The organism is Bacillus sp. CH30_1T (genome assembly GCF_008364765.1).
Lineage (GTDB): Bacteria > Bacillota > Bacilli > Bacillales > Bacillaceae_B > Rossellomorea.
Genome location: NZ_VTUY01000014.1, coordinates 50,773 through 73,546, shown reverse-complemented (window position 1 = coordinate 73,546; position 22,774 = coordinate 50,773). Strand labels below are relative to the sequence as shown.

Below are 22,774 nucleotides of genomic sequence, written 5' to 3'. Positions count from 1 at the left end.
TACAATTTTTTCATCATTACTAGTAATAGGGTTCTCTTTTAGTAAAATTGGAACAATAAACCCCACACAAACATTTCTGAATATCACTGCGTATTCTCTCGGTCTTTGTATCCCGTTTATCGTAATGGGGTTGTTCATTGGTGGATATGTAATGATTATTATTGGTTTGATGCTTAATTTCGAAAAGATGGTTTATTTTGCTATATGGGGAACAAGTATTCAATATTATATTTAAGATCTATTTATGTAATGGAAAAAAACACACTAATTGGTTAGAGAAATTTAAATCGAGTTCATAATTAACTCTTCGTATTCTATTTGCTGTTTAAATATTTAATATCCCCACACTCCCTTCGAAGTGCGACAAAAACTAAAAATATGTCGAACTTTCTGTTTTATTTTTTATTCATTACGTTAAACAGTAATGGTACTATTATTTTACATAGTTGTATAGTTTTAGAAAAAAGGCAAACCTTTCGAAAGATTGGGACGCAAAGCTACAGGTCTAAGTTAATAAACAGCGATGACGGCTGAGCTACCTAGAATAGTACATATTTTAGGAGGGTAATATATTGACTACTGCAAATACTTGTGAAAATGAACTAGATCAAGAATGGATTGAACTCATTTTTGAGGCTCGCGATCTAGGAATTTCAGTTGATGAAATTAGAGAATTTCTAAATAAATCATCTCGTCCTCTATGAGGTCAAGATGATTTACTTGCTTCGCTCTATGTATCAAAAGTAGAAAAGAAAGACCTTCTCCAAGTATTCTGGAGAAGGCAACACAAAAGCTATGAAGGTTTTTACTATGTGCTCTACTTTATTATCTGTAATTATTAATAAACTTATTCAACACGAATATATTTTTCATTGGCTGTTACAAAGAAAGTTTTACCCTTTGAATTTTCCACTTCAAATTGATAAGCATCGTCCACTTTCAATTTTCTTACGATGGTCGGAAAACCATATCCTTCTGTTAAATAATCCACTACAAATTTATCATCCCACGAAGGCTTGGAATAGAATCGTAATTTTGATACCCTACACTCTGCTCTCTTCCCCACATAAGATGAATTTTTCAAAGTTAAATTATCTCCAGGATAGATGACATCTGATTTTAATCCATTCAGGGCTTTCAATTCACTCACTGAAAGATTATTATCTTTAGCAATCTCCCACAGTGTGTCACCTGACTTCACCGTGTGCACACTTGAAGAAGATGGAGAAGATAGGTCCTTCAAAAGATAATCTAACGGATTCACAGCTTTACTCTTTTTGATATCCCATCTGCCTTTGTGCAACTCAAAGTGAAGATGTTGACCAAAGGAGTAACCAGTGTTCCCCATGATACCGATTGGTTGTCCTTGTTTAACATAATCTCCTTCGCTTACCTTTCTGGACCCGGTTCTCATGTGTGCATAAAGGGATTCCCATGTTTGACCATTAATTTCATGAGCAATACGGACGCACTCTCCGTAAGAGGACGATAAATAAGACTTGGATACCTTACCTCTTTCAGATGCGACTACTTCATTTAATCCACTCTTAGCGATATCGATTCCATTATGCATTCTAGCCACACCATTCAAAAAGTCTTTACCGAAACGAGAAGTGATTTTTCCTTGCGTTGGATAAATAAACATATTTTTCTCTCCTTTTTATTTGAATCTTTATATTTAAGAACAGCCCTCCGGTTGGAGAGTTTTATTTCTTTTCTTCACTTTGGTGTTCAATAACTTGTAGTCGATCCGTGATCGCTTTAGGAATCTTCACGCCAATTTGAGCTAGATTTTCAGCAATTGAAAGGCCTTCATTTGCAATATAAAAAAGAACGGTCCCAAAAGTAAGGACACCGTTCAATCCAAGAATTTGATCTATGACATTAGAGATAATAACTACAAAGAAACTTAACATTTTCCTAACGTATCCAAACCAAGCATTTCTACTGCGTAACCTTTTATCCTTCCAAGCTTTAATAACTCCTGAAATAATATCGATTACACTCAGTAATACAAGTAAATCTAAAAACTTCACATCTCCAAATAAATAGGCTTTTGCAATATCTAATGTTTCAAAGCTTGATAACAACCAATTCTCCTCCACTTCTTTTCACCTCGTTTAAAATAAAAAAGAGCCTTTGAATAAGGCTCTTAAAATAGAATCATTCATTTTCCCCATCTGTAAAAAAGAAAAGAACCTATTTACTCAGGAAGGTTCAAAAATTTACAACATTCATTTCAATAAATCCAGTCAACCGCTTCATTCGGATCAAAATATTCTTCTCCTAATGCCAATAAATCTTCATCAATAAAATCTTCATGATCATCTACTTCTCTTACATTAAAAGAATTAGGGTCAAAATACATAAAAGCCCTCCCTTTCAATACTTTTTCTTATTTTACCCAATCGTAATAAAAAAATGTAAAAGTAAGTAAATTTAATCAACTTTTTATATCTTATAGGTCTAACTGAAATCTGTATATCCCTCAGCTTTAAGAATTTTATTAACATCAGCCTTTATTAGTTCAGGAACATCCTCATACTTCCATTTCCCACGAATGATATAAGTCGCAAATAGCATGGCCAACATTTACTCACCTCCTCCTAATACAAGCTGCGTTAGTTCCATTATCGCAACAGCATTTAACTCTTCGTCAGTTGGCGTTTTTTCTTGTTTCTCAATAAACTGCAATTTGTTTTGGAGCTTAACAGGATCCAGACCCTCTATCCATGTATTAGATTCAAAATCATATTTAGGTTTAAAGATTCTCTGACTATGCCAACCCTCCCTTATGATACGCCTCCCTTCTTCAGTAGCTAAAGTGATTTCTGATTCAGACATAATAAAAAAACCGATTACATCTCCAGATGCATCGACCTCAAAAACAGTTTTATTTGTAGTTTTGTTTTCCACTAAGTTCCCACCTTAATTTTCTGCTTTAAATGAAATACCTGAGATAGATACCCAAGAGTTGCTTCCATTTTGAGGAGTAATGTAACCATCAACACCGATATCAATTCGAGTGGCAACATTTCCTGATGACACCCCTATAAAGATTTCTTTCTTATATGGCCTGCATCCCACGGGGAGACGCCCTAACGCAGAACCGATAGTTCCTGACTTAAGCATCCCTCGCAGGTGAACATATCCGTCCGCGGTTTTTGTGTATGCGGCAGGTGTGTACTCTGCACCATAATCTACCCAGCCATTCAGTTTTGAGAGATATTCGTGAACCTCGGGTTTTAGTCCGTCAATTCTAATACCGTTTCCCCACCTGTATATAGCGCCGTCCGGATGTTGGTCGTACCAATTGCCGAACCCGATGGAGCCGTCACTTCCGATGTAGACCCCGTTACCCGGGTTACTGTCCTTGACAACTACCCCGAACATCGTAAAATCCATCGTCGTGCCGGTGCTCAGTTTCGTATTCCCATCGCGAAGTCCGACTTTGAAGTACATCCGACCATCGTTAATGTCGAACTCTCCGTAACTGTCTCCGAATCCGTATGTGGTATCCGTGTACTGACCTTCCGCGTGGACGTGGTTATCCGTGACTTCGGTGAAATTGTACGCATTAAACTTCGAGGTAAACGTGGAACCGTTAATCTGTACACCTGTAAGGGTTCCGGCGGTGACCGTCCCTAAGTTGGCGACAATCGCAGACAGGTTCGATACATCGATGTGATTCGATTTGATGACGTTAGCTTCGATTTCAGTTGTACTGTCCACGATGTTTGGCCCTTGAGGGCCTTGAGGGCCTTGAGCTCCCTGATTACCGGTTTCTCCTTTTTCTCCTTTTATAAGTATCCAGGTGTATTGAGAGGGATTACTTGAATCTGCCGGAGTGAAATCGGTATATGTTCCGATGTACGATTTACCAGAAGCAGATGTCGTTGAAAAACCATTTGTACCCGTTGAATTGTTTGCCCATGCAGTGTGAAAATATGGGGTCAATCCATCCAAACCAGGGGATCCCGGAATACCTTTATCGCCTTGAGCTCCTTTAATCAGGGTCCATTTGTATTGGGAAGGGTTCGTTGAATCAATCGGGTTGCTGTCCACGTAGATTCCAATGTATTCTTTATCCATCGAATCAGCGATAGAGAAACTAACCGTCCCATCTTCACTATTAGCATAAGCGATATGAGTGTATGATGATTTCCCGTCTTCTCCTGCAGGTCCCAAGATTCCTTGATCTCCTTTTTCTCCTTGTAATCCTTGTAGTCCTCTGGGTCCCTGTGGGCCACTTGGACCCGCAAGCCAGGTCCCTGATTCTTTACCCCAGGTTCTCCAGATAACTACAGGCGGATTTATTCCTTCAGAGTTAGATGTATCCAGCCATTTTTTTGACTTATCCTCCGGAGGAGTTGGACCTTCATGAAATCTTTGCTCTGCATATTCCATTAAACGAGCATTATTGATTTTCTTATTAACTTGATCGCGTAACGAACGTAAATTTGATTTGACCTCAGTCTCAGTGAATTCAACATAATCTCCAAGTGTAACTTCTACATTTTTCCCTTTGTCTTTTTCAGACATAGTGTGTACTCGAGCTTCTAAATAGAGTGGAGGATTAAATTTTTCATCTTTAATGCGTATCGTATCACCAAAAAATAATTCCTGTCCTACTTTTTCTGATAAAACCGCAATAGAAGTGGAATATTCGATACGAGCATTGATTCGCTTTTCTAATTCATTCTCTGTGTATGATGTAAGTTCTTCTAAGGTCATCTCCGGATCAGTTGATTCAGGATAGTAAACATCGTATAAGTGTTGTAATTGGCCGGTCGCGTTAAAACGCCCCCAACGGTTAAGTGCATCATCACTTTCTACAAAAACCGTCTTTCGATTTCCTTCGCTATCAGCAGGACTCACTCCTATTAAAGCCGTGACGATATCAACTGTTTTTTCTTTTCTTTCGATACCGAGTAGGTCATGACCAAATTCAACTTCATACCCTCTGAAAGCGCCAATTCTTTGGATTAAATCAACATAACGAGCAATTACTTTGTTTCCTCTAACAACCACTCTAAAATTCAACTCTAAACGAAACTCACTCGCTATACGCTTTAATAAATCGTAGGGACTAGTATGTTCTTCCACATCTAAGGTTCGATACCCTGTGCCTTGAATTACACCTGGACTCCAAGCCGTGTGATTTAATGCACGCCCAACGAGGACAAATGGAGCTTGTTCTACAAATGTTTGTGGTTCAATAGGCTTTGACTTTTTCAATTCCAAATAACTTGCAGTGGAATAAACCTTCCGCCCATGACTACCGTTTCTATTCAAAATTTGAATGGTTTCATCTATGATGAATTCTGAATAATCACCTGTTTTTTGTGCTATATAAATATGATTCCTGTCTGTTAAGAAGTTTGAATAAGCTTTGCCAGCAAAAGTTTCAAAAGCAAATGTATCTCGGTTGCTTTTCAACTCCCGCAGCCGTTCATCGTTCCAGTATTCTTCCTCCACAATAAATTCATTAAATAATTCGTCAGTGCGGCCATTAGCAATGTGTATCATATAATCCCTCCACTAATATGCCGGTCTATATTTCATAATACCGCGCAACCCATTCTCTGGTAATAAAACAAGAGTGTTTTCACCTGGCGATAAGTTGAATGGTCTTGAACCAAAGTCACCCTTAGCAACTCGTTCACCATTCAATAATAGTTCTCTTGTTCGGTGATTCATGACGATTTTATCCCCGACGTTTGCTATATAAGGTGTTTGATCGACATTAGTTTCGTGAAGCTGGAATACTCGAATGGAATCTATTCGAGGCGTATAAGCTTGTTCGGTGCCTGAATATTTTCCTATGTGGATTTGGATATATTTTAAAAGGCCCTGATAAGACCCATCGCTATCATAATAACTCGCAACCTGTGAATTCACATGGTTACCTGCATTACTTACACGTGTTATATAGAATTCAAATCTTTTGCCTACCCTTCTCATCCTCACCATTCCGTTAAAAGTGTCCCAATTGTATTCATAGTTCTCAGAGGATATTAGATAATTTGTAGTCCCACCAAGCTCTGATCCAATACGACCAACACCCTTTTTTCTATGCAGTTGCAGCCCATTGTCTTTAATTCCCACCTTACCTAAGACATTAAAATTTTCATCAAACAAATAACACTCGATTCTAAACGTTTCTTCAGAATTAATGGTTCTGACATCCATTAGCATTTCTATTTCAAAGTCTTGAATGACTGGTATTTCTTTTATTAATGCAGGACCGTGCCATCTACTGTCAGATGGGAGACCATAATCGGGAACCGTTATTCCAATTCCATCCGTTTCAAACCTCCCAGATACTTCACCCACATCAACCATTGTTGAAGCTTCTGACCAAGAGCCAAGCGATGTCCCTTCTTCTTCGAGGATCATTGTTTTTGTATCCACCAATTCTTCCTCTATGTCGGCCGGTCTGCCTATAACCATATATTCATCACCGGTTGACACCATCGCAAAAGTGATAGGGGCATTTACTTCTAATTCAAATATAGGCTTTGTGCTAGCTGTCCCATCAACATTTGCTATTGTTCCTGATGAGGTGTTCAACGTGATAGTTTTTTCAGGCCCATATTTCCTTGGGTTTGAACATAAGAAAGTTAAACTCGCAATTAGAGTATTGCTATTTTCTTCTGGCACCTCATTTCCTGAAAGAGTCGCATAAAAACTCGCGTCCTCATCGGAAAATACCAATTCATTTTTTGTACCTTTTAATAAATCATTCAATTTGTTGAAACGTAATCGAAAACCTTCATTTGTTCTATCAGTTATTTTATACTTCACTACAATTTCTCTCTCGCTGCTAGTATATTCGTTTGATTCAAGGAGACCATCTTTTCCAGGAATTTCAGTAGTGAATAAACGATTAGTAACATTACCTCTCCCTGATACCGTAAGGGTGGTAAAACCTCCACTTTCATCTGTTAGTACTTCATCTAAATTAATCCCATTAAAAATGGTTTGAATGGATAAAGAGGTGCTTGCTGCACCTCTTTCATGTAAATCTACAAATTCGTACATAGAGCACCTCTTTTATCTGAATCTATTTTGTATATTTAATTCCCTTTCCTGTTCCTCTGTAATATCACTTACAAACGTTCTATATTCATGTCCACCTAAACTCAGATTAATAAAGGCTGGTTGTTTGTTATTCACTTTGACTTCAGCATTAACTGCACTGCTTACTTGAGCTGCACTACTCTTTTTCAGCCCCCTTAAACCTGTACTGATTCGTGAAGTATTTACTGACAAATCAGGGTTAAATGCTGTTTTTACACCATTTGCAAGTTTTGCAGTCGCACGGACAAGAGGTGACTTTGCTTTTTCGATCGATGTTCTGATTGGCCCTTTAAAATCCATTCTATGAATATCGCTTAATGGACCTCTTTTGGCTGGAGAGAATGGCCAGAAATCGCGGACAGCTCCAACTATGTTATCAACCACCCCTAGAATCTTGCCTTTCATTGCCGACAAGCCATCGATAGCACTCTGAATGATTGCTTTACCGGATGCATATAAGTCAATACTTTTAAAATAGCTTAAAATGTTACTCCAAATTGCTTTAATAATCGTCCAAGTTGCAGACATTTTTTCATTCACTGTATTTTTCAAAGCTCCAAACTTATCTGACACCCAATTTTTAATTTTACTTGCTATGTCTTTAATCCAATTCCAAACAGCAGACCAAATTTTCACTGTCCATTTTTTGACTTTATCCCAGTTTGCAATGATTAACACTACTAACCCGATTACCGCAGCAATCACCCATCCAATCGGTCCCAAGGCAATAAACCAGGCTGCAGCCATCCTAGCAGCATGAAATAATGCTTGAATTCCCATCCAAGCCCACTTCGCAACAAAGACAGCTGAAGTTGCTACCATCTTAGACAAAGCAATCACCATGTTTTTACCTGTTGCAAGTAGCCAAGCTGCTGCTATTCTAGCACCTTGTATTAGTGCCTGTGCCCCCATCAGGGTCCATCTGGCAATAAAGATGGCTGATTGAACAATAAACTGAGCGATAGTAGTGACTACTGATAAAATGAATTGACCTAAAGACTTTATCATCATCTGAATGCCTGTAACTAAACCGGCTCGCATCATTCCAGTTTTAAGCCATATAAAGGTAGCCATACCACCGAAAGCTGTTCTAACTAATATGATAAGTGGTGTTAACGATAATAAAACTCCACTAAGTGACAAAATCAGGGTAATGACTTTAGCAATCAATGGATTAGCCTTCATCATTTCTGAAGACCAACTTAAAAATCCGTTGACCATATCAAGGATTTTTGAACCTAAAGGGGCCATACCAATTCCCAGTTGCACTAAAAAGTTAGTGATATTACCTATTAGTGCCATTACCTTTGGACCGTTTTCTCTGACATACTTAATAAAGTTCTGAAATCCTTTTGACTTGTCTAATGTAGCAGACCAGGCAGCGAACTTCTCTGTTAAGCCGACCAGTCCACCTTGCATATCAATAGATAGAGGTGTAAATGCAACCATCAAATTCATAATGCCCTGCATTACATTCCCGAATGATTTACCTAGAGCTACCATCGCTGGACCTGCATTTTTATTTAAAAAGCTAATGAATTCCTTAAACTCTTTTGTTTCTATTGATTTCCCTAGACTTTTAGATAATGTGTCCACTGCACTAATGGCTCCGTCAAAAGCAGTTTTTAAGTCTTGAAGGAGCGACTGTAACTGATTTAAGCTCCGGATAAAAATGTCCATTACAGGCTTTTCAAATTGCTTCGTAAACTTCCCCCAAAACTTACTGAATGACTGGAGTGCTTTTAAGCCTCTTTGTTGCTCTTTTGATAAACTCGACTGTGCATTTTCAATCTCATTTAAGATTTCAGCTCGTTTCTCTAAGTCCGTCGTGTTTGCAAGTTCATTTCGTAGATCTTTAATCGTCTTATTAGCTTCAAACACATCATTTAATGCCGATGTAGCTACAGTACCGAATAAAATAGCACCAGTACCCGCTGCAGCAAATGAAGTAGTTAGGCCTCCAAGAGCACCAGCCAAACTTGTAATTAAAGGTACTAATGCAGGAAGGGCAGCTAGAGATCCACCTCTAAAGAAATTACCTGTAACAGTTCCAACAGAGTTAATCGTCTTTGCTATACGATCTATACTCTGTTGAAATTTATCCACTCGAGCCTCCACTCGGATGATGATTTTATCTCGAGCAATTGCTTTTGCCTTTGCCTGTAAATTGCTGATTTTCTTAAAGAAGCTAACTGTATCCGCGTCCACTTCTTTTTTCACTTTGCCTTTAGTGAATCTATCCATCATTTTCTTTGCATTTTTTATGTTACGTTTCAGTGGTTTAATATTAGCATCTAATGTGGTATCTTCTATACTCTCAGAATCTCTTTTGAATTTTTCAGTTATGTCTCTTGCCTTCTGAATGGCCTTCCTGAATTTCGTAACGTTCGCTTTCAATTCAGCTTCTACAGAGTAGTTAGACATGTATTCACCCCTTTCTAGAATTTCGTTGAAGTGCAATTTGTGCAGGGGATAATTTTTTAATAGGTTTATTGGTACTTTGTACAATAAATCCTTGATCAACAGTTTTTAATGCTTCCTCATAGTCAAAAAAGTCATTGAAATCTTTGAATGCGTATTCTTCTTTTGGTTTCTTCTCGGTCCCTTTATTGACTTTCGCTTCAGCGTTCCGAATGAGAAAAGCAAGTTTATGCAGTTTGTATTCCTCATCTATTTCTTTATACTCTTGGGCATACCTTTTAAAATGGAACTCACTTAATGTCATTTCTTCGACATCAACTAAGCGCCCTATATCAAGTTTTCGAAGTGCATATATAACTACTTCGTTATAGGTTAGCCCTCTGTCGTTTTGCTCGCTTTTTTCACCACTTGATACTTTTCTGGAACCAGCTTTCGGGTCATAGGTTGCTTTCCCAGTTCGTACATGACCCGTTGAGCAAATTCATCTAATCCTTCATTGTCCGCAATATCATTCAAGATCGCTTCAAAGTCCTCGTCAGTAGTAGGCTTTTTCTTGTCATGAGCAGTTGCTGCTTGAATCAGTTTATAAAGACAAATGACATTACCTGATTGAAGACCTGGAACCAACATTGTTTCTAATCCTTGACCCAGGCTCACACTCTCCACCTCTAAACCCAATGATCGGTCAATTGTCGTAAGGGTTCGAAGTCCAAATGAAAGTTCAATATCTCTACCGTTAAAGTTAATATGCAAAGTATTTTCCTCCTAAAAAAATCAAAATTAAAAGAGGGGTTAGCCCCCTCCGAATTCCCATTATGCTTCTGGTGGTGTTCCAAGTCCGTCGTCGGCTGGATCCGTTGCTAAAACGTCATGAAATACATAACCTAATGTTTCGATATCATTTGAAGGCAGTGTCACTCTTCCCTTTTGCCGTTTAAATTGAGTTACAAAGGTCCCACTCACCTCAGGATCGTCTTCTGATGGATTCGTAGTCTCCCATTCAGTTATATAACCCTGTCGATATTCTGCAGCAAAGGTAGTAATCGTATCAGGCTCGGTCCCTGTTTCTTCTCTATCGGCTAAGTCTACTTCCCACATCTCTACAGGGTAGTCATCGACAATGGAATCACTGAGCATTGTAAATGTTGGGTCCGTTTCTGCCTGAAGTGCTGAGATACTTATCTCATCCTCAAGTGCTCCAGAACCTGAAACGCTGCCATCCTTCGTGACTGTTGATTCACGATCACGGGAATATGACTTTGAGTGCTCGGTTTGAAAGACAAGCTTTGCTCCTTCTGCAGCCTCACCGAGTTTTCGAAAATAGAGCACCTTGTGTACTCCTTTTGCAATGTTGCCCATGCTTCTCCCTCCTTATTAGGTAATTCTGTATTCTGCCTGGATAACTCCATGCAGCAGATTGTCAGTCGTTGTATTATCAAATATTTCATTTGAATCAAGTGAAACCAGTCTCACGTAGTAATTATCAAGTTTCGTTAGCCTTCGCAATGCCATTTCGAGATTATAGATCATTTCAGCAAAATGCGCTCGGTTATTTGCCATCTCCCAAACATGAATGGTTTGCGATATATTACCGGTTATTACTTCTTTATTGTTGATTACATCAGAACCTATCGATCCGGCTACATACACAAATGGATATGAGACTTCCTCGTCTTTTCCTGGAAGATAATCATATGTGTCATATTCCAGAGAAAGAGATTTATTGAATACTGCATTGAACAGTTGGATCTTTGGTGACTTCATCTACTCACCTACTTTACAAGTCTATTTAGGTCATCGAGAAACTGCTTTTTCTGACTGTAGAATCCAGGAAATATAAATGGTTGTGCATCCATGAAGCGCGTTCCGAATTCAAGATAACCAGAGTGTTCTGATTTACTGACGGTCTTACCGACAAGTTTTCTTACCATCCTAGTTTCAATATTCCTTTTGGTGTAGCCCGTTTGATACCCCTGTGTGAACTCCGCATTCTTAACAACCTTTTCTGTCATTTCAATGGTGTTATTTTTTACAATTTTCCCTGCATCATCTTCAATCTCCCTATCCATTCGGTCAAGCTTTGCAAGCAGGGCATCCAGTCCATCTAAGTCCACTCGCTCCCCCCCTCCAAAAACAAAACGCTCTCAGACCTGTATGGAACATGTCGGAGAACGTTATATTTTTTTCCGTTGATGACAGCTTTATCTACTTTGAGTCTATATGGTCGCTGTAGTCTAACTGTGGTGATTTGCTTGTCTAAGGAACCGAATAACACCTTCACTCTTTCCAAGCTGATAGGGGACGTGTCGCAGGGAAGTGTGACACCATCATCCACCCTAACAACTGTCTTACCGACAGAAGGATCATATGCCCTGCCTATAACTTTATGGAGTGTGATCCGATTGGAGTACCTCATCAAAAAAACATTACCTTTCCTGAAGTCTCTGTTTTAGGAATATACGTTTCTAAGATGGAATGATAGGGCTTAAAATCGTCTTCTGTAAATGTAACAGACCTGCCTTCGATGGATTCTGACTTCATCCCTTCACTACCGATTTTGTTATACCGGTTCACCACCAGCTCCTCAACAATGAACATTAACTCTTCCGGGATCCCTGTCAGGTCAGCATTTTGTTTTAACCAAACTTTTAATCTAGCTTCCACATTTGTGATAAGTCTATCAATTTGACTGTCCTGCAGATCGTCTTGAATTCCTACAATGATTTTCACATTATCTTTTATAGGCATCCTATCACTTCAATTCTGCTTCTGCAGCAAAAGCTTCTTCTTACCTTGAATCTTTACTCCGTTAGACAATACATACCAAGGACCGCCTGTATGCTTTGGGAATTCTCCGTCTTGACCATCTTGATCCGCTGGCTCGCCATAGGGATTTCCTCCATCTGCTTTGTTAGAAGATCCCACTACCTCAATCAACACTTTCTTTTGCGTATTGTTCTTAGTTGCGAGCTCCTCTAATCGTTCCTTAGACACTTTTTCACCTGGATAAGAATTCCCTTTGTAGTATGCTTTCTGTGTGTACTTATCCGTAAAAGAACGTAATACAGTATATTTCAATTAAAATTCCTCCTAACATTTATATTATTTATCCTACCGGCGGAGCGTCAGGCGTTAACTTAGCGAAAGCTTCATCTTTAATGATCATTAAACCTACATCCATAGTGGCACGAAGAGCAACCATTTCCTGCTCAAACAAGTTTATAGGTGACCCGTCTGCATTTGTAATAGTAGACAGTTGTGCTTCCTCTGAAATTGCATAATCAATATTAAAAGGAATACCATAACGCAATTGATCAAAATCACCAGCGTAAAGGGTTCCTTTTGCAAGATTTGCAGTTTTTAAATCCACTGCTGGCAACCCATCAATAGTATTATTTGAACGATCATACAATGATTGTAATGTTCCATTTTCAGCTTTTTGAGCATTGCGTAAGGCAGTATGATTTTGCACTTTTGAAATCCATGCGTTTGGCTCTACATCATTCTCGAAAAGCTCATCTTCTACAGCCAGGATATTGTCGTAAGTGATCCCGTCATAAACTATATTTTCTGCAGCTGTTACTGATTGTTCAATCGATTGAGTGAATGGGTTAGCTACATTCAGAATTCCTGCTTCATCAAACTTTTTGTAGAATGCCTCTGCAATCTTCGGACGCATCAATTCAAAGAAATTCGAAACCCTATACTGTAGATACTCTCGGGAAACTGGTAGAATGACAGCCAGCTTCTTGGCCGTCATCTTAACTTGCAGCAAAGTTGGTTTTGAAGTTTGAATCTTCTCAGTCTCACCTACCCAGTAAGCCCCAGGTCCTTCGGCAAAGTATTCGAATGTCTTTTCTTTATCCGTCATTTCCTCGTAAATACCAAGCTGCATGATCTTGGAATTTTCCATTACATCATTCAAGATCATTGTGTTGTACTTATCCGGGATCGTACCATCTTTCGCTTCGTGAACCATTACGTTATCTGGGCTAAATGTTTGCGCAAAGTACTGTAGATCAAGTTTTAATAGATTTGTTCCCATATGATTTCTCTCCTCTTATTTAATGATTCTATTCTTCCTTGCCATTTCTGCTTTTGTTGTATGGCTACTGATGTTTAGTTTAGAACCGCCCGTTTCAGGTGGATCCTGCCGAAGCTTTTCCTTTACCACGTTATTAACTGCAGCATCGAATTCCTTTTTGATACTGGTCACTGCTTCCTTAATTTTCTCGTTGTCTTCAAGCTTGATAAGAGAATCAGCAAAAGCTGCCGGCAGTCCCTCATTTTTCAAGTCTGTTTCTACTTCAGAACGAAGCTGCTTAGTATTTAATTCACGCTCTCGCTTATCAAGTGCTTCTAGGCGCTTCTTGTACTCAGCATCTTCTCTTTCTTTCTGAGTCATTTTTGCGTATTGTTCTGCATCTTTTTTAGCATCAGCAATTCTTTGATCAAGCTGAGACTCCCATTCCTTTTGCTTCTTCTCAAGGGCTTTTGCAAGCTTACGATCTGACTCAGCTTCAATCTTTTTTTGAAGTTCTTCTGACGATAGCTCAATTTTTTCCGGTGGATCCTTTGGTGGATCATCGGGATTCGGTGGATCTGCCGGCGGTTCATTCGGCTCAGCAAAATACTGCAGATCTAGTTTTAAAGGTTCAAACTGCTTCTTAAAGGCTGCTGGATTATACACATTTATTGGGTTGATCAAGTTTATTTCCTCCTAACCCATGAACACGCAACAACACGCAGATGCCCATTATTAACGTCCTCACACGTTTATTAACAAAACAAATAAGCCTGTTTATAACGTCTGGTGCTCAAAGACGCGCTCGAACAAATTCTTATAAGGTATATTTCTCTTTCGTACTCACAAAAAAATACTTTCTCCAGTCTCCCAAAACCAGTGCCGTTGAACTCCTACAAAAAGGATGCATGGGAGGAGCGTTGATTCCTGGCTTCATTTCCTTCACTTTGAATTTTTTCTTATTCAAAAGTTCACATCTCTTTGTGGTCTTCCCATCCATTACGGCAACATATTCATATTCCGCTTCTTCATCATTAGAAACAGCCTGATACGATAACTTTTGTGCTTCCACCTGGACTCTGGCAGTTTCAGTGATTAATAACCTTTTTGCTTCAAATGAACTGACTTCAAATCGCTCTCGAATTTTCCTTATATACTTACTAGGATGTACCCCACGAACGATTGCACTATTGATAATACCCTCCAATTCTACTCTGAGGGCTTTCATATCTCCCCATATCCTTGAAGACCACTTGGCTCCGTAAAACGAGGCTCCAACAATTGATTTAAGAGTAGGAGTGGTGATTGCCATGTTGACTCCTAAGATCCCGGCTTGCCTTAACACTTCAGATATTCCTGCCTGTTCCAAATACTCTTGGAAGGTCCTTTCTTGTTCATTGGCCATAGACACTATATGTGCATTTAAATACATCATGAGAAGCTCCTGGCGGTTAACTCTCATTTTAGTGTTATATGTGTAGAGCTCCTTATTCGCTTTCGGAGAGAAGTCCTTCTCCCTCACATATCGTGCTGCTGTTCTTTCAAATGATTGAACATCAAACTCAGATACACGTTTTCTAGCTTCAGCTAACGTTATCGTATTTTTTTCTGCATACCGGGAATAAAAAGCATTGATTTCTTTTTCTACCTCGCGAAGAGCATGATCAATTATCTCTTTTAATTTTCTTGATACTATTTCATCATTCATTTGCTCACGCTTGATATTGTCTCTTTCACGCTTTATCCAGTAGGATTCTTCATCAGCCATCTACCACACCTCAATTCCTCATATACTCGGAGGACATCGATTGTCTCTGTTTGGCCCTTTCACCTGATATCTTTTTTTCTTCCTCTTCTGGGTTTTCTACAATCATTGGAATGATCTTCAGCTTCGTTTCCTGGGACAACTCACCTCCAAGTGCATTAAACATCTCCACAGCATCTTTAGTGCTCTTAGGAAGGTTAGGAGTAAACTTATAGGTTAATCCATCAAATTCTTCTTTCCCAGCTTCACTCGCCAAGTGCATGACATTATTGATGAGCCTATAACGTCTGTTTAAGGATCTCTTGAAGAGACGCTCCTTATTTATTCGAATTTGTTCAAGACCAAACAGTTTATACTTCATCGCTTCCCCGGTTTGTTGACCACTGAAATTCTCATCATTTAAATCTGGTGTGTTTGTGAACTTATGAATATCCGTTTGAAGTCTTCCTTTATACGCTTCACTTCCAGATACATCGTATTGTTTATAGATATAATCAGCTTCAATATGACCCTCTCTGCCATCTGCATTTTGAGTTGGCTTAAGAAAGATAATGTTCGCTTCTTTCATTTTCTTAGCCTCAACTGCATCCAATTCGACATTACCGAGTATCTTCAGCATTGCATCGTTCAGATCAGTCATATAGTTTGCCGTATCAGATTGTGCTGCATCATATAAATCGATCAAGTCTAGTACATTCTCAAAGTCCCCCTGACGGAATCGATTGTTACTGTGTTCATTAATCGGGACTTCCGCAAACGGATGATCAAGGTCACTATCAATCGTCAAATTATAGTCACCCATATTCGAAGTGAAATACGTGTAGATTTTCTTGTCTGTATATAGAATGACTTTAATTTTTCTTTGTCCTCCATACCCAACTGAGAAGTATCTGACCCCAGCAATAACGTTCTTCTCTATAGTAGTGTCATAGATTAAGAAGGTTTCTAATGGTGAAGATAAATATACCTTGGTTTGATCTCGTTGGTTCCGGTGTATCAGTTCATATGCCCGACCGTATATAGATAAATCAAGAACTATATCTGCATTAAGCGCTGCATCTTCGATTGTCTCGTTGATTTCATTAATTCTCTCTTGAGTGGTTTTATCCTTATGACGGACTGAAACAGGCACACCTACAAAAAATCCCTGCATGAAATTAGATACATACTTCGCGTAATTGTGCTTGGCCCGGTGATCCGCCTTATCATCTTCTTTGCGCCGTTTGGAGGCTGAGATTGTCGTGTTCTCTCCAAGATAATAATCGTCCAAGACATTGAGCCTTGGACGTTGGTGTTCGATATGATGTTTTAGAATGGCAGAAAGTTCACTTGTATCTTGGACCAGCGATTTAGCTGATTCAAACGTATATTGAATATTTGCTTCTTTACTAAACCGCCTCTTCTTCGTCCTGCTGTACTTATCTTCTCCAAGCTCAAAATTATTTACGTGATTCATGTTCCACCTCCTATAAACCTAATCCTTTTAAAGCATTGTAAGTGTCGTCTTTCTTAGCAACTCCCAAATGGTATTGTTCCAAGCTGTATCTCAATGCATCGATAATATGGTTATTTGCATCAATCGGTGTATTCAACCACTTACCGTCTTTATCCTGATCAAACGTGTACGTATTAAATTCTTCAATGGTATGTTCACATGTGGGATGAATGTACACCTTGAATCCTTGAATGAACAGTATTCCTTGATTCACGCTGCCTTTCCCTTTGACTGAAGCTCTCATCCTTCTAACACCTTTATTGATTAATTCCTGAATCAATCGTCGTTCTGCAGAGTCAGCTGTGATGACTGATTTAAGAAGTCCTTTTCTAATGATTATTTTATAGATGTCATCAGTGAGCATCGCTTTCTCATAATGCTCATCATATATCCAAAGCTCTTTATTTTTCAGGTCCACTACTGAACTTGGTAAGGTAGTAGGATCATTTGTAAAACCAAAGTCCATACCATGTGCAGTTTCCTGAATCTCTTTGATTTTCTGATGAATGTCGAAGTCCCTTACTTCAAAGTTCTCAAAGACTAGACCCTCTGCGACTCCCCAATCACCATCACAAACAATCCTGGCACGTCGAGGGTTGGTCCTATATAAATCCTCGTATCTTGCACGGTCAACGTCATCTAGCCACTCATTAACCCTGAATGTTGTTGTAATAGCAAAAGTGTCTTTCTCCCTGGTCTCTTCATCAAAAAAGACCTTTTTAAGCCAATGTCGATCCGACCACGGGTTAAACGTCACTGTGACCTGCTTAAAAAATTCAGGATCATCATAACTACCACGTATGGATTCAACTACTGTTCGGAATTTTGCTTCTGATTCGACCTGGTAACATTCCTCGAACCAAGCCCAACATAATATCCCAACATCAACGGTGATTGATGTGATCTTCAATTCATCATCAAGACCTCTGAACAAGATCTTCTGGCCAGTAGGCATGTACGTTATCTCTGGCATTGATTCATTGAACTTAAATAAATGGGCAACCCCTAATTGCGTGGCTGCCCATTTTAAATCAGTATAAGTAGATTGTTTGTTGGTGTTTGAATATCTCCGAACTACTAGTAGATTCGCCCAGGAGTATTTCATGATTCTATGAATGAAATTTATTGCAGTGTTCTTTGATTTCTTACTACCACGTGAACCTTTTACTACCCGGTAGAACTGCTTGTTGTTCCAAAACCGGTTGTAACCTCCACCTATTTTCATTTTGATGGAGATTTTATGTTGCTTAGTCTTCATCAGGTACATCCTCTACAAAAACAGGGGTTATTGTCTCAACTTGCTGCTTATCGGTCCACATGACATATCTCTTACCTAAGAGCTCTGCTGCCTTAACTCTATCTTTCAGAAAAGGATCCTTGTCTTCTAGCTGTTGAGCACCTTCACCAATGCCTATCGGGATTTGTTCTGTATGTTCTCCCCTCATTACTGCAGTGAGAAATTGAAGAATCTCATCTTGTTCAGCAATTGATTTCTTTTTCAATTCTTCTAATCGCTCATCAATATACGATCTCACGTTAGCCTTTGTTAGCAGCCTGCTTCCGGATGCTCTGGCAGCTGCATCCTTTTTTACGCTAGGATAGGCGCTTTTATATGCAGCTGAAATATTCCCTGATTTTATATATTCATCTGCAAAGCGTTTTTGTTTCTCTGTTAGCTTCACTTCATCTCACCCACCTCCGAAAATAAACCTAAAAAATAAAAAAACACCCGATTGGGTGCTAAATTCTAAAACAAGATATCTGCAATTGTCTCTGAAATTTGCTTAATATTTTTACTAGACTCTTGTTGAGCTTCCTTGCCCTTAGCAAACTGTTCCTCATTCAGAGTAGCATTTTCAAAATCCCAAGCTGTATTCATTGCTTCTGTTCCAACGATAAACTGCTGATAATTATTGATTAACTCAGCGTGTTGATCTTTTACTGGACTTGGAGGGATGATGTTCTCCAATTTTCTTTTTTGCCTTTTGAGCTCTTTTATCAGGATATCATAGTCATTCTTAGCCTTTACTATTTCTTCCGGTGTCTTCATTTGTCTTTCACTGACTTCTCCAAATTTATTTCCAGTTTTACTCACGGCTTCTCCGATTTTACCTACTGCCTTGGCGTATTGAATATGAGTTCCATTCATTAATTACCATCTCCTTTTTATATAACTTTCGACAAAAGGAGATATTTTCCTGCACTATCCTTTAATTCTCTTACTAATAAGTGGCTTTCCTACGACAAATTCATTGATTTTATTCTCTCTAGAGCTTCAAGATACCAAAACTCATCCTTCTCAATTCCAATAAACTTCCTATCAGTTTTTAAACAAGCAACTGCAGTCGTACCACTACCCATACAGTTATCCAAAACCACTTCACCTTTGTGGGTATACGTCTTAATCAAATACTCAAAAAGAGCAACTGGTTTTTGTGTTGGATGTTTGGTTTTTGAGTCTCTAGAATAATCAAGAATGCTTTTAGGATAATTCTTATGAGTTGTAACATACTCACGTTTCAAGGAATCAGTATTAGCCATCAGATCAGTTACCTTTTTCCGTTTCCTTCTCTTTGTCTGCATCAAAGGAATGATCCCCTGAGGATTATATGTAGGTAGTCTCTTATAAAACACACAAATATTTTCATGATTCTTCATAGGCATTCTCTTAGCATTCGGAAAACCGGTAACATGCTTACCTTTCTTCCAGATCCATTCATACCTAAATAATTTCATGTTGCTACTTATCAGTTTAGTAGTAAAAGGCTGTGAAGCAGTTAAAATAATCGCTCCGTTATCTTTTATAACTCGTTCATATTGTTCCCAAAGTTTATCGAACGGGATAATTTCGTCCCAGGAGCACCGGGTGGTTCCATAGGGTAAATCACATAAGATCATATCGATGCTCTTGTCTTCAATTAAATTCATCTGCTCCAAACAATCCCCTAAGATAATTGTGTTATGTAAGTCCTTTGTTCTCATAACCTTCAACTCCATTCTCACTTCAATAAATATATCAGAACATACGTTCGTTTAACAATGTAAAAAAATAGGCTCAACTGCTTAAGCAGAAGAGACTATCATATCTTCTTTTGGCAATTTTCTTTTCAGCTCTTTCAATCATTGTTTGAACACTGCTTGAGCTAATGCATAAGTAATTCGCAATTTGACCATATGATAAACAATGGCCACGAGACATTAAATACACCTCTTTTTCCTTTGCTGTAAGAACCGAGAGAGCATCATCAATTCTTTCTCGTTCCTCAGAAGTTACTTTATTGTCCTTACTATAATTATCCCAAGGATAAATAACTGCATTACTTCTGAAATATCGTTGCATTAATAATGGATCAAATGGTCTTTCTCTTTGATACGCAGCTAGTCTCTCCACACCTCGCTTATTACCAGGTTGCCTTCCTGTTTCCATCCATTCTATAGCATATTGCAAGTCTCTTATGAACCCATTAATCAAGGATTTGTCACGATCAGAAGCATTTTTTTTTATAGATTTAGCTTCCTTTAAGCTCTCTTTATAACTCAATATAAGTTTTTCCAAGATATCACCTCAAATAAAAAATGGCACTAATCATACCACTAAAAAAGTGTAAGATTAGTGCCTCCAGTTAACTGGTAGGTACTACTATATACTATTTATTGTTTCAATAATCCTTTCTGCTAGTTCCTCTTTTTCATATTCACTTAAAGTTTTTGCATATTCAATTACAAAATTCTCATTTTCACTTTCTCCTGCTAGAACATACATTAAATAAAATATTGAAAGGCCCATTGCTATGCTTTTAATTACCTCTTCTCTTGGAGAATCACTGAGCCATATAGTTGCGAATTTTTTAATTTTTGTCTTCTTAGACTCGAGTTTATTTTTTAGTTCTTCTACTGAAGATATTTCTAACAACTTCAGGCGTATTAATGTTCTCTCTGAAAAGTTCTTTTCGAATTCAATATGATCCCCATTAAGTTTATCTAGTAAAAATTCATCCAGTTCCCTTACAACCTTAGAATCTGTTATAAATTCTTCAAGGGTTACTTTATCAAGAGGTATGTCTAATTTTTCATTCTGTATGTTTTCTTTAACCTTAATTGAATACTCACTAATTTCTTTTTTAATTCTAATAAATTCAATATCCGCTAATTCAAGTAAACTTGATACTCTAGAGAAATTCCGTCGAATATCTTTTGGTATCTCCACTGAACTTTTATATCCTATATCATGCTCAATTTCTGCCCAAGCATGTTGTAAGATAGATCTAATCTGAATTTCAAAATTTATAAAGTTAAACCTCTGATACTCAGGTAATGACGCTCTTGGCTCTTTAAGTCTCAATATATAATGTAAAGATGCATAACCGAATGCTTCTGGATTAGAACTGTTTCGTTTATCTACGGAGTTTTGTGTATCTAAGTAAAACTCTTCCTCTAATATTTCAGCAATTTTATCTACATCATCTTCAAAATAAGTTATTATTCGTAGACCCACAGTATCGGTAATTTCATCTAGTGTTGAATATTTCCCATCCTTCCTTTCTATTTTTTTCTCTAAACTTTTTTTGTCTTTTACTCGAGACTCAATTGCATGAATAGTTATTCCATGTTCCTTTAGTAAGGATCTAATTAAACTAATTATCTTTTCCTCATATTCAAGATAGATTACCTTCTTCACATCGTATTCCTCTAAAATGTCCTTCAAAACTCTTCCCCCTCATTCCACCTAACCCGTTTCACTTTCCCTTGATGCGTAACAATATTCGTCTCACCATGAGGTGGCAACTTTGTAACCTTCGCCTTCCCATCACACACCACAACAGCAAAACTTCCTTCTTTATCCATTATATCAATTTCTAGTTTCAAAGTACTAGGATTAATTCCTACATCTGATAACCTCACCAGAATCCCTCCTATGTTATAATTAAAGTGGCTGGCCGGGAGAAATCCTGGCTTTTTTATTCATTTCCAAAATTAATAATTTCATCTACACCAGAATTCGAAAACAGCATAGGATAATATGGGAAATGTCTTTAACCTCTTTTCAAGGAATCGAGCTAGTCACTCGGTTCCTTATTTCATTTCTTTTTCCAAATATAAATTATTCCTAGATGAATATCTAATTTTGATCTATAGAGAATTCATACAAAAATGTGTTAAACGGTTATCAATTAAAGGAATATCCTAAATTCCGCCAAACCCCTTTAATGGTATAATATACCTAGTTTTTAGTAGAGGAGTTATTATATGATTTTTAACATTGGAGATAAAGTTTTGTATAAGGAAGAAGAGTATTATGTGTTTTGGATATATAATAGTGAGTATATAGAGCTATCTAAGGATAATCGATATCATTGTGAACTAGCTCACGTCTCTGAACTCACACTAGTTAAAGCTAAAAGATAATAAGCCAATGGTTTAAGAATTAATAAATTGGTACTGTGTCTTTAGTAACTTAAATATGAGTTTTCTCTATGCTAAAATTACCCAAAACAAGACAAATTCTTTCCTTTTAAGAGAAAGGTGATAGAGAAAATGTCAAAGCATCACGAATTAATAAATGTATTAAAGACCTTACAAATATATGCAGAATGTGATATTACTCAGTCTTTTTCTAAAAACGACTCCGATGTATTATTAGTTTACTATTGTAAGGAAACTGAATCATTTATCATCATCCAAAATGAAAAGATCGAAGCTTATGATGACATAAATTCTGCATTATCAATATTAGAAAATTTATTACAAACAAATTAGAAGCATCACTAATTTTAGTGGTGTTTTTAATTTTGACTCTTCCATTTTTAAGTAAATTACGGTAAAATATCCTAGTTCGTTATTTTGGTAGTCGTAAGAAAGGTGATTTTTTTGAACTCATTAATTGTCTTATCAGAAGAAAAGCTCCAGGACATACTGATAGATTCAAAAAGAATCGGTACTTCCATAGATTTCATTAGAATGGTTGAAGATGCACTCCAACTTAAAA

28 protein-coding genes and 1 riboswitch are annotated in these 22,774 nt (G+C 37.8%); of the genes, 2 read left to right on the top strand and 26 right to left on the bottom strand.

Annotated features, from left to right (window positions below):
* The first annotated feature begins 456 nt into the window (after positions 1-456).
* Positions 457-543: riboswitch (cyclic di-GMP riboswitch) on the top strand.
* A 29-nt stretch (positions 544-572) separates the two neighbouring features.
* The gene (locus tag F0342_RS21745; protein ID WP_149157916.1) at positions 573-704 is read left to right on the top strand and encodes an anti-repressor SinI family protein; all 132 of its coding nucleotides are present in this window, start codon (positions 573-575) and stop codon (positions 702-704) included.
* 143 nt (positions 705-847) lie between these two features.
* Here the strand turns inward: F0342_RS21745 and F0342_RS25065 are convergent, their stop codons facing one another.
* From F0342_RS25065 to F0342_RS21625, 26 genes are all read right to left on the bottom strand, one after another.
* Positions 848-1,645: a peptidoglycan DD-metalloendopeptidase family protein gene (locus F0342_RS25065; RefSeq protein WP_188048655.1), complete on the bottom strand. Its 798-nt coding sequence runs from the start codon at positions 1,643-1,645 to the stop codon at positions 848-850.
* A gap of 61 nt (positions 1,646-1,706) precedes the next feature.
* The gene (locus F0342_RS21735) at positions 1,707-2,105 is read right to left on the bottom strand and encodes a phage holin family protein (RefSeq protein ID WP_149157915.1); all 399 of its coding nucleotides are present in this window, start codon (positions 2,103-2,105) and stop codon (positions 1,707-1,709) included.
* 134 nt (positions 2,106-2,239) lie between these two features.
* Complete coding sequence (locus tag F0342_RS25580; protein WP_262481849.1) at positions 2,240-2,368, bottom strand: hypothetical protein; 129 nt, start codon at positions 2,366-2,368, stop codon at positions 2,240-2,242.
* Between the two features lie 98 nt (positions 2,369-2,466).
* Positions 2,467-2,592 carry a CD1375 family protein gene (locus F0342_RS25575; RefSeq protein WP_262481848.1) on the bottom strand — a complete coding sequence of 42 codons (126 nt, stop codon included), beginning with the start codon at positions 2,590-2,592 and terminating at the stop codon, positions 2,467-2,469.
* Positions 2,593-2,916: a hypothetical protein gene (locus F0342_RS21730; RefSeq protein WP_149157914.1), complete on the bottom strand. Its 324-nt coding sequence runs from the start codon at positions 2,914-2,916 to the stop codon at positions 2,593-2,595.
* 12 nt (positions 2,917-2,928) lie between these two features.
* Entirely contained in the window at positions 2,929-5,529 is a 2,601-nt protein-coding gene (locus tag F0342_RS25060; RefSeq protein WP_188048654.1) for a phage tail spike protein, read from the bottom strand.
* A 12-nt stretch (positions 5,530-5,541) separates the two neighbouring features.
* Positions 5,542-7,044 carry a distal tail protein Dit gene (locus F0342_RS21720; protein ID WP_149157913.1) on the bottom strand — a complete coding sequence of 501 codons (1,503 nt, stop codon included), beginning with the start codon at positions 7,042-7,044 and terminating at the stop codon, positions 5,542-5,544.
* 12 nt (positions 7,045-7,056) lie between these two features.
* Positions 7,057-9,507 (bottom strand): phage tail protein, encoded by a 2,451-nt coding sequence (locus F0342_RS21715; protein ID WP_149157912.1) that lies wholly within the window; start codon positions 9,505-9,507, stop codon positions 7,057-7,059.
* 4 nt (positions 9,508-9,511) lie between these two features.
* Entirely contained in the window at positions 9,512-9,808 is a 297-nt protein-coding gene (locus F0342_RS21710; RefSeq protein WP_149157911.1) for a hypothetical protein, read from the bottom strand.
* A 68-nt stretch (positions 9,809-9,876) separates the two neighbouring features.
* Positions 9,877-10,257 carry a tail assembly chaperone gene (locus F0342_RS21705; RefSeq protein ID WP_149157910.1) on the bottom strand — a complete coding sequence of 127 codons (381 nt, stop codon included), beginning with the start codon at positions 10,255-10,257 and terminating at the stop codon, positions 9,877-9,879.
* 60 nt (positions 10,258-10,317) lie between these two features.
* Complete coding sequence (locus tag F0342_RS21700) at positions 10,318-10,863, bottom strand: phage major tail protein, TP901-1 family (protein WP_149157909.1); 546 nt, start codon at positions 10,861-10,863, stop codon at positions 10,318-10,320.
* A 15-nt stretch (positions 10,864-10,878) separates the two neighbouring features.
* A complete protein-coding gene (locus tag F0342_RS21695) occupies positions 10,879-11,268 on the bottom strand; it encodes a hypothetical protein (protein ID WP_149157908.1) in 390 nt (129 codons plus the stop codon).
* Positions 11,269-11,276: 8 nt separating this feature from the next.
* Positions 11,277-11,618: an HK97-gp10 family putative phage morphogenesis protein gene (locus F0342_RS21690; RefSeq protein WP_149157907.1), complete on the bottom strand. Its 342-nt coding sequence runs from the start codon at positions 11,616-11,618 to the stop codon at positions 11,277-11,279.
* Positions 11,619-11,919: 301 nt separating this feature from the next.
* Positions 11,920-12,252 carry a phage head-tail connector protein gene (locus tag F0342_RS21685; protein WP_149157906.1) on the bottom strand — a complete coding sequence of 111 codons (333 nt, stop codon included), beginning with the start codon at positions 12,250-12,252 and terminating at the stop codon, positions 11,920-11,922.
* 9 nt (positions 12,253-12,261) lie between these two features.
* On the bottom strand, positions 12,262-12,582 hold the full coding sequence (locus tag F0342_RS21680; protein ID WP_149157905.1) for a hypothetical protein: 321 nt from the start codon (positions 12,580-12,582) through the stop codon (positions 12,262-12,264).
* Positions 12,583-12,610: 28 nt separating this feature from the next.
* Positions 12,611-13,549 carry a phage major capsid protein gene (locus tag F0342_RS21675; protein WP_149157904.1) on the bottom strand — a complete coding sequence of 313 codons (939 nt, stop codon included), beginning with the start codon at positions 13,547-13,549 and terminating at the stop codon, positions 12,611-12,613.
* 15 nt (positions 13,550-13,564) lie between these two features.
* Positions 13,565-14,212 carry a DUF4355 domain-containing protein gene (locus F0342_RS21670; RefSeq protein WP_149157903.1) on the bottom strand — a complete coding sequence of 216 codons (648 nt, stop codon included), beginning with the start codon at positions 14,210-14,212 and terminating at the stop codon, positions 13,565-13,567.
* Between the two features lie 133 nt (positions 14,213-14,345).
* On the bottom strand, positions 14,346-15,296 hold the full coding sequence (locus tag F0342_RS21665) for a minor capsid protein (protein WP_149157902.1): 951 nt from the start codon (positions 15,294-15,296) through the stop codon (positions 14,346-14,348).
* 10 nt (positions 15,297-15,306) lie between these two features.
* Complete coding sequence (locus F0342_RS21660) at positions 15,307-16,749, bottom strand: phage portal protein (protein ID WP_149157901.1); 1,443 nt, start codon at positions 16,747-16,749, stop codon at positions 15,307-15,309.
* Positions 16,750-16,759: 10 nt separating this feature from the next.
* Positions 16,760-18,046, bottom strand: coding sequence for a PBSX family phage terminase large subunit (locus F0342_RS21655; protein WP_149157900.1), 1,287 nt, complete (start codon positions 18,044-18,046; stop codon positions 16,760-16,762).
* On the bottom strand, positions 18,036-18,470 hold the full coding sequence (locus F0342_RS21650) for a terminase small subunit (protein WP_149157899.1): 435 nt from the start codon (positions 18,468-18,470) through the stop codon (positions 18,036-18,038). The genes F0342_RS21655 and F0342_RS21650 overlap by 11 nt, the downstream gene beginning before the upstream one ends.
* A 65-nt stretch (positions 18,471-18,535) precedes the next feature.
* A complete protein-coding gene (locus F0342_RS21645; RefSeq protein WP_149157898.1) occupies positions 18,536-18,937 on the bottom strand; it encodes a hypothetical protein in 402 nt (133 codons plus the stop codon).
* Positions 18,938-19,026: 89 nt separating this feature from the next.
* Positions 19,027-19,770: a DNA-methyltransferase gene (locus F0342_RS21640; protein ID WP_149157897.1), complete on the bottom strand. Its 744-nt coding sequence runs from the start codon at positions 19,768-19,770 to the stop codon at positions 19,027-19,029.
* 73 nt (positions 19,771-19,843) lie between these two features.
* Positions 19,844-20,344, bottom strand: coding sequence for a sigma factor-like helix-turn-helix DNA-binding protein (locus F0342_RS21635; protein WP_149157896.1), 501 nt, complete (start codon positions 20,342-20,344; stop codon positions 19,844-19,846).
* A gap of 84 nt (positions 20,345-20,428) precedes the next feature.
* The gene (locus F0342_RS21630; protein WP_149157895.1) at positions 20,429-21,493 is read right to left on the bottom strand and encodes a GTP pyrophosphokinase; all 1,065 of its coding nucleotides are present in this window, start codon (positions 21,491-21,493) and stop codon (positions 20,429-20,431) included.
* On the bottom strand, positions 21,490-21,690 hold the full coding sequence (locus F0342_RS21625; RefSeq protein WP_149157894.1) for an XtrA/YqaO family protein: 201 nt from the start codon (positions 21,688-21,690) through the stop codon (positions 21,490-21,492). The genes F0342_RS21630 and F0342_RS21625 overlap by 4 nt, the downstream gene beginning before the upstream one ends.
* A gap of 633 nt (positions 21,691-22,323) precedes the next feature.
* Here F0342_RS21625 and F0342_RS21620 point away from each other — a divergent pair.
* Positions 22,324-22,545: a hypothetical protein gene (locus F0342_RS21620; protein ID WP_149157893.1), complete on the top strand. Its 222-nt coding sequence runs from the start codon at positions 22,324-22,326 to the stop codon at positions 22,543-22,545.
* Positions 22,546-22,774: the final 229 nt, after the last annotated feature.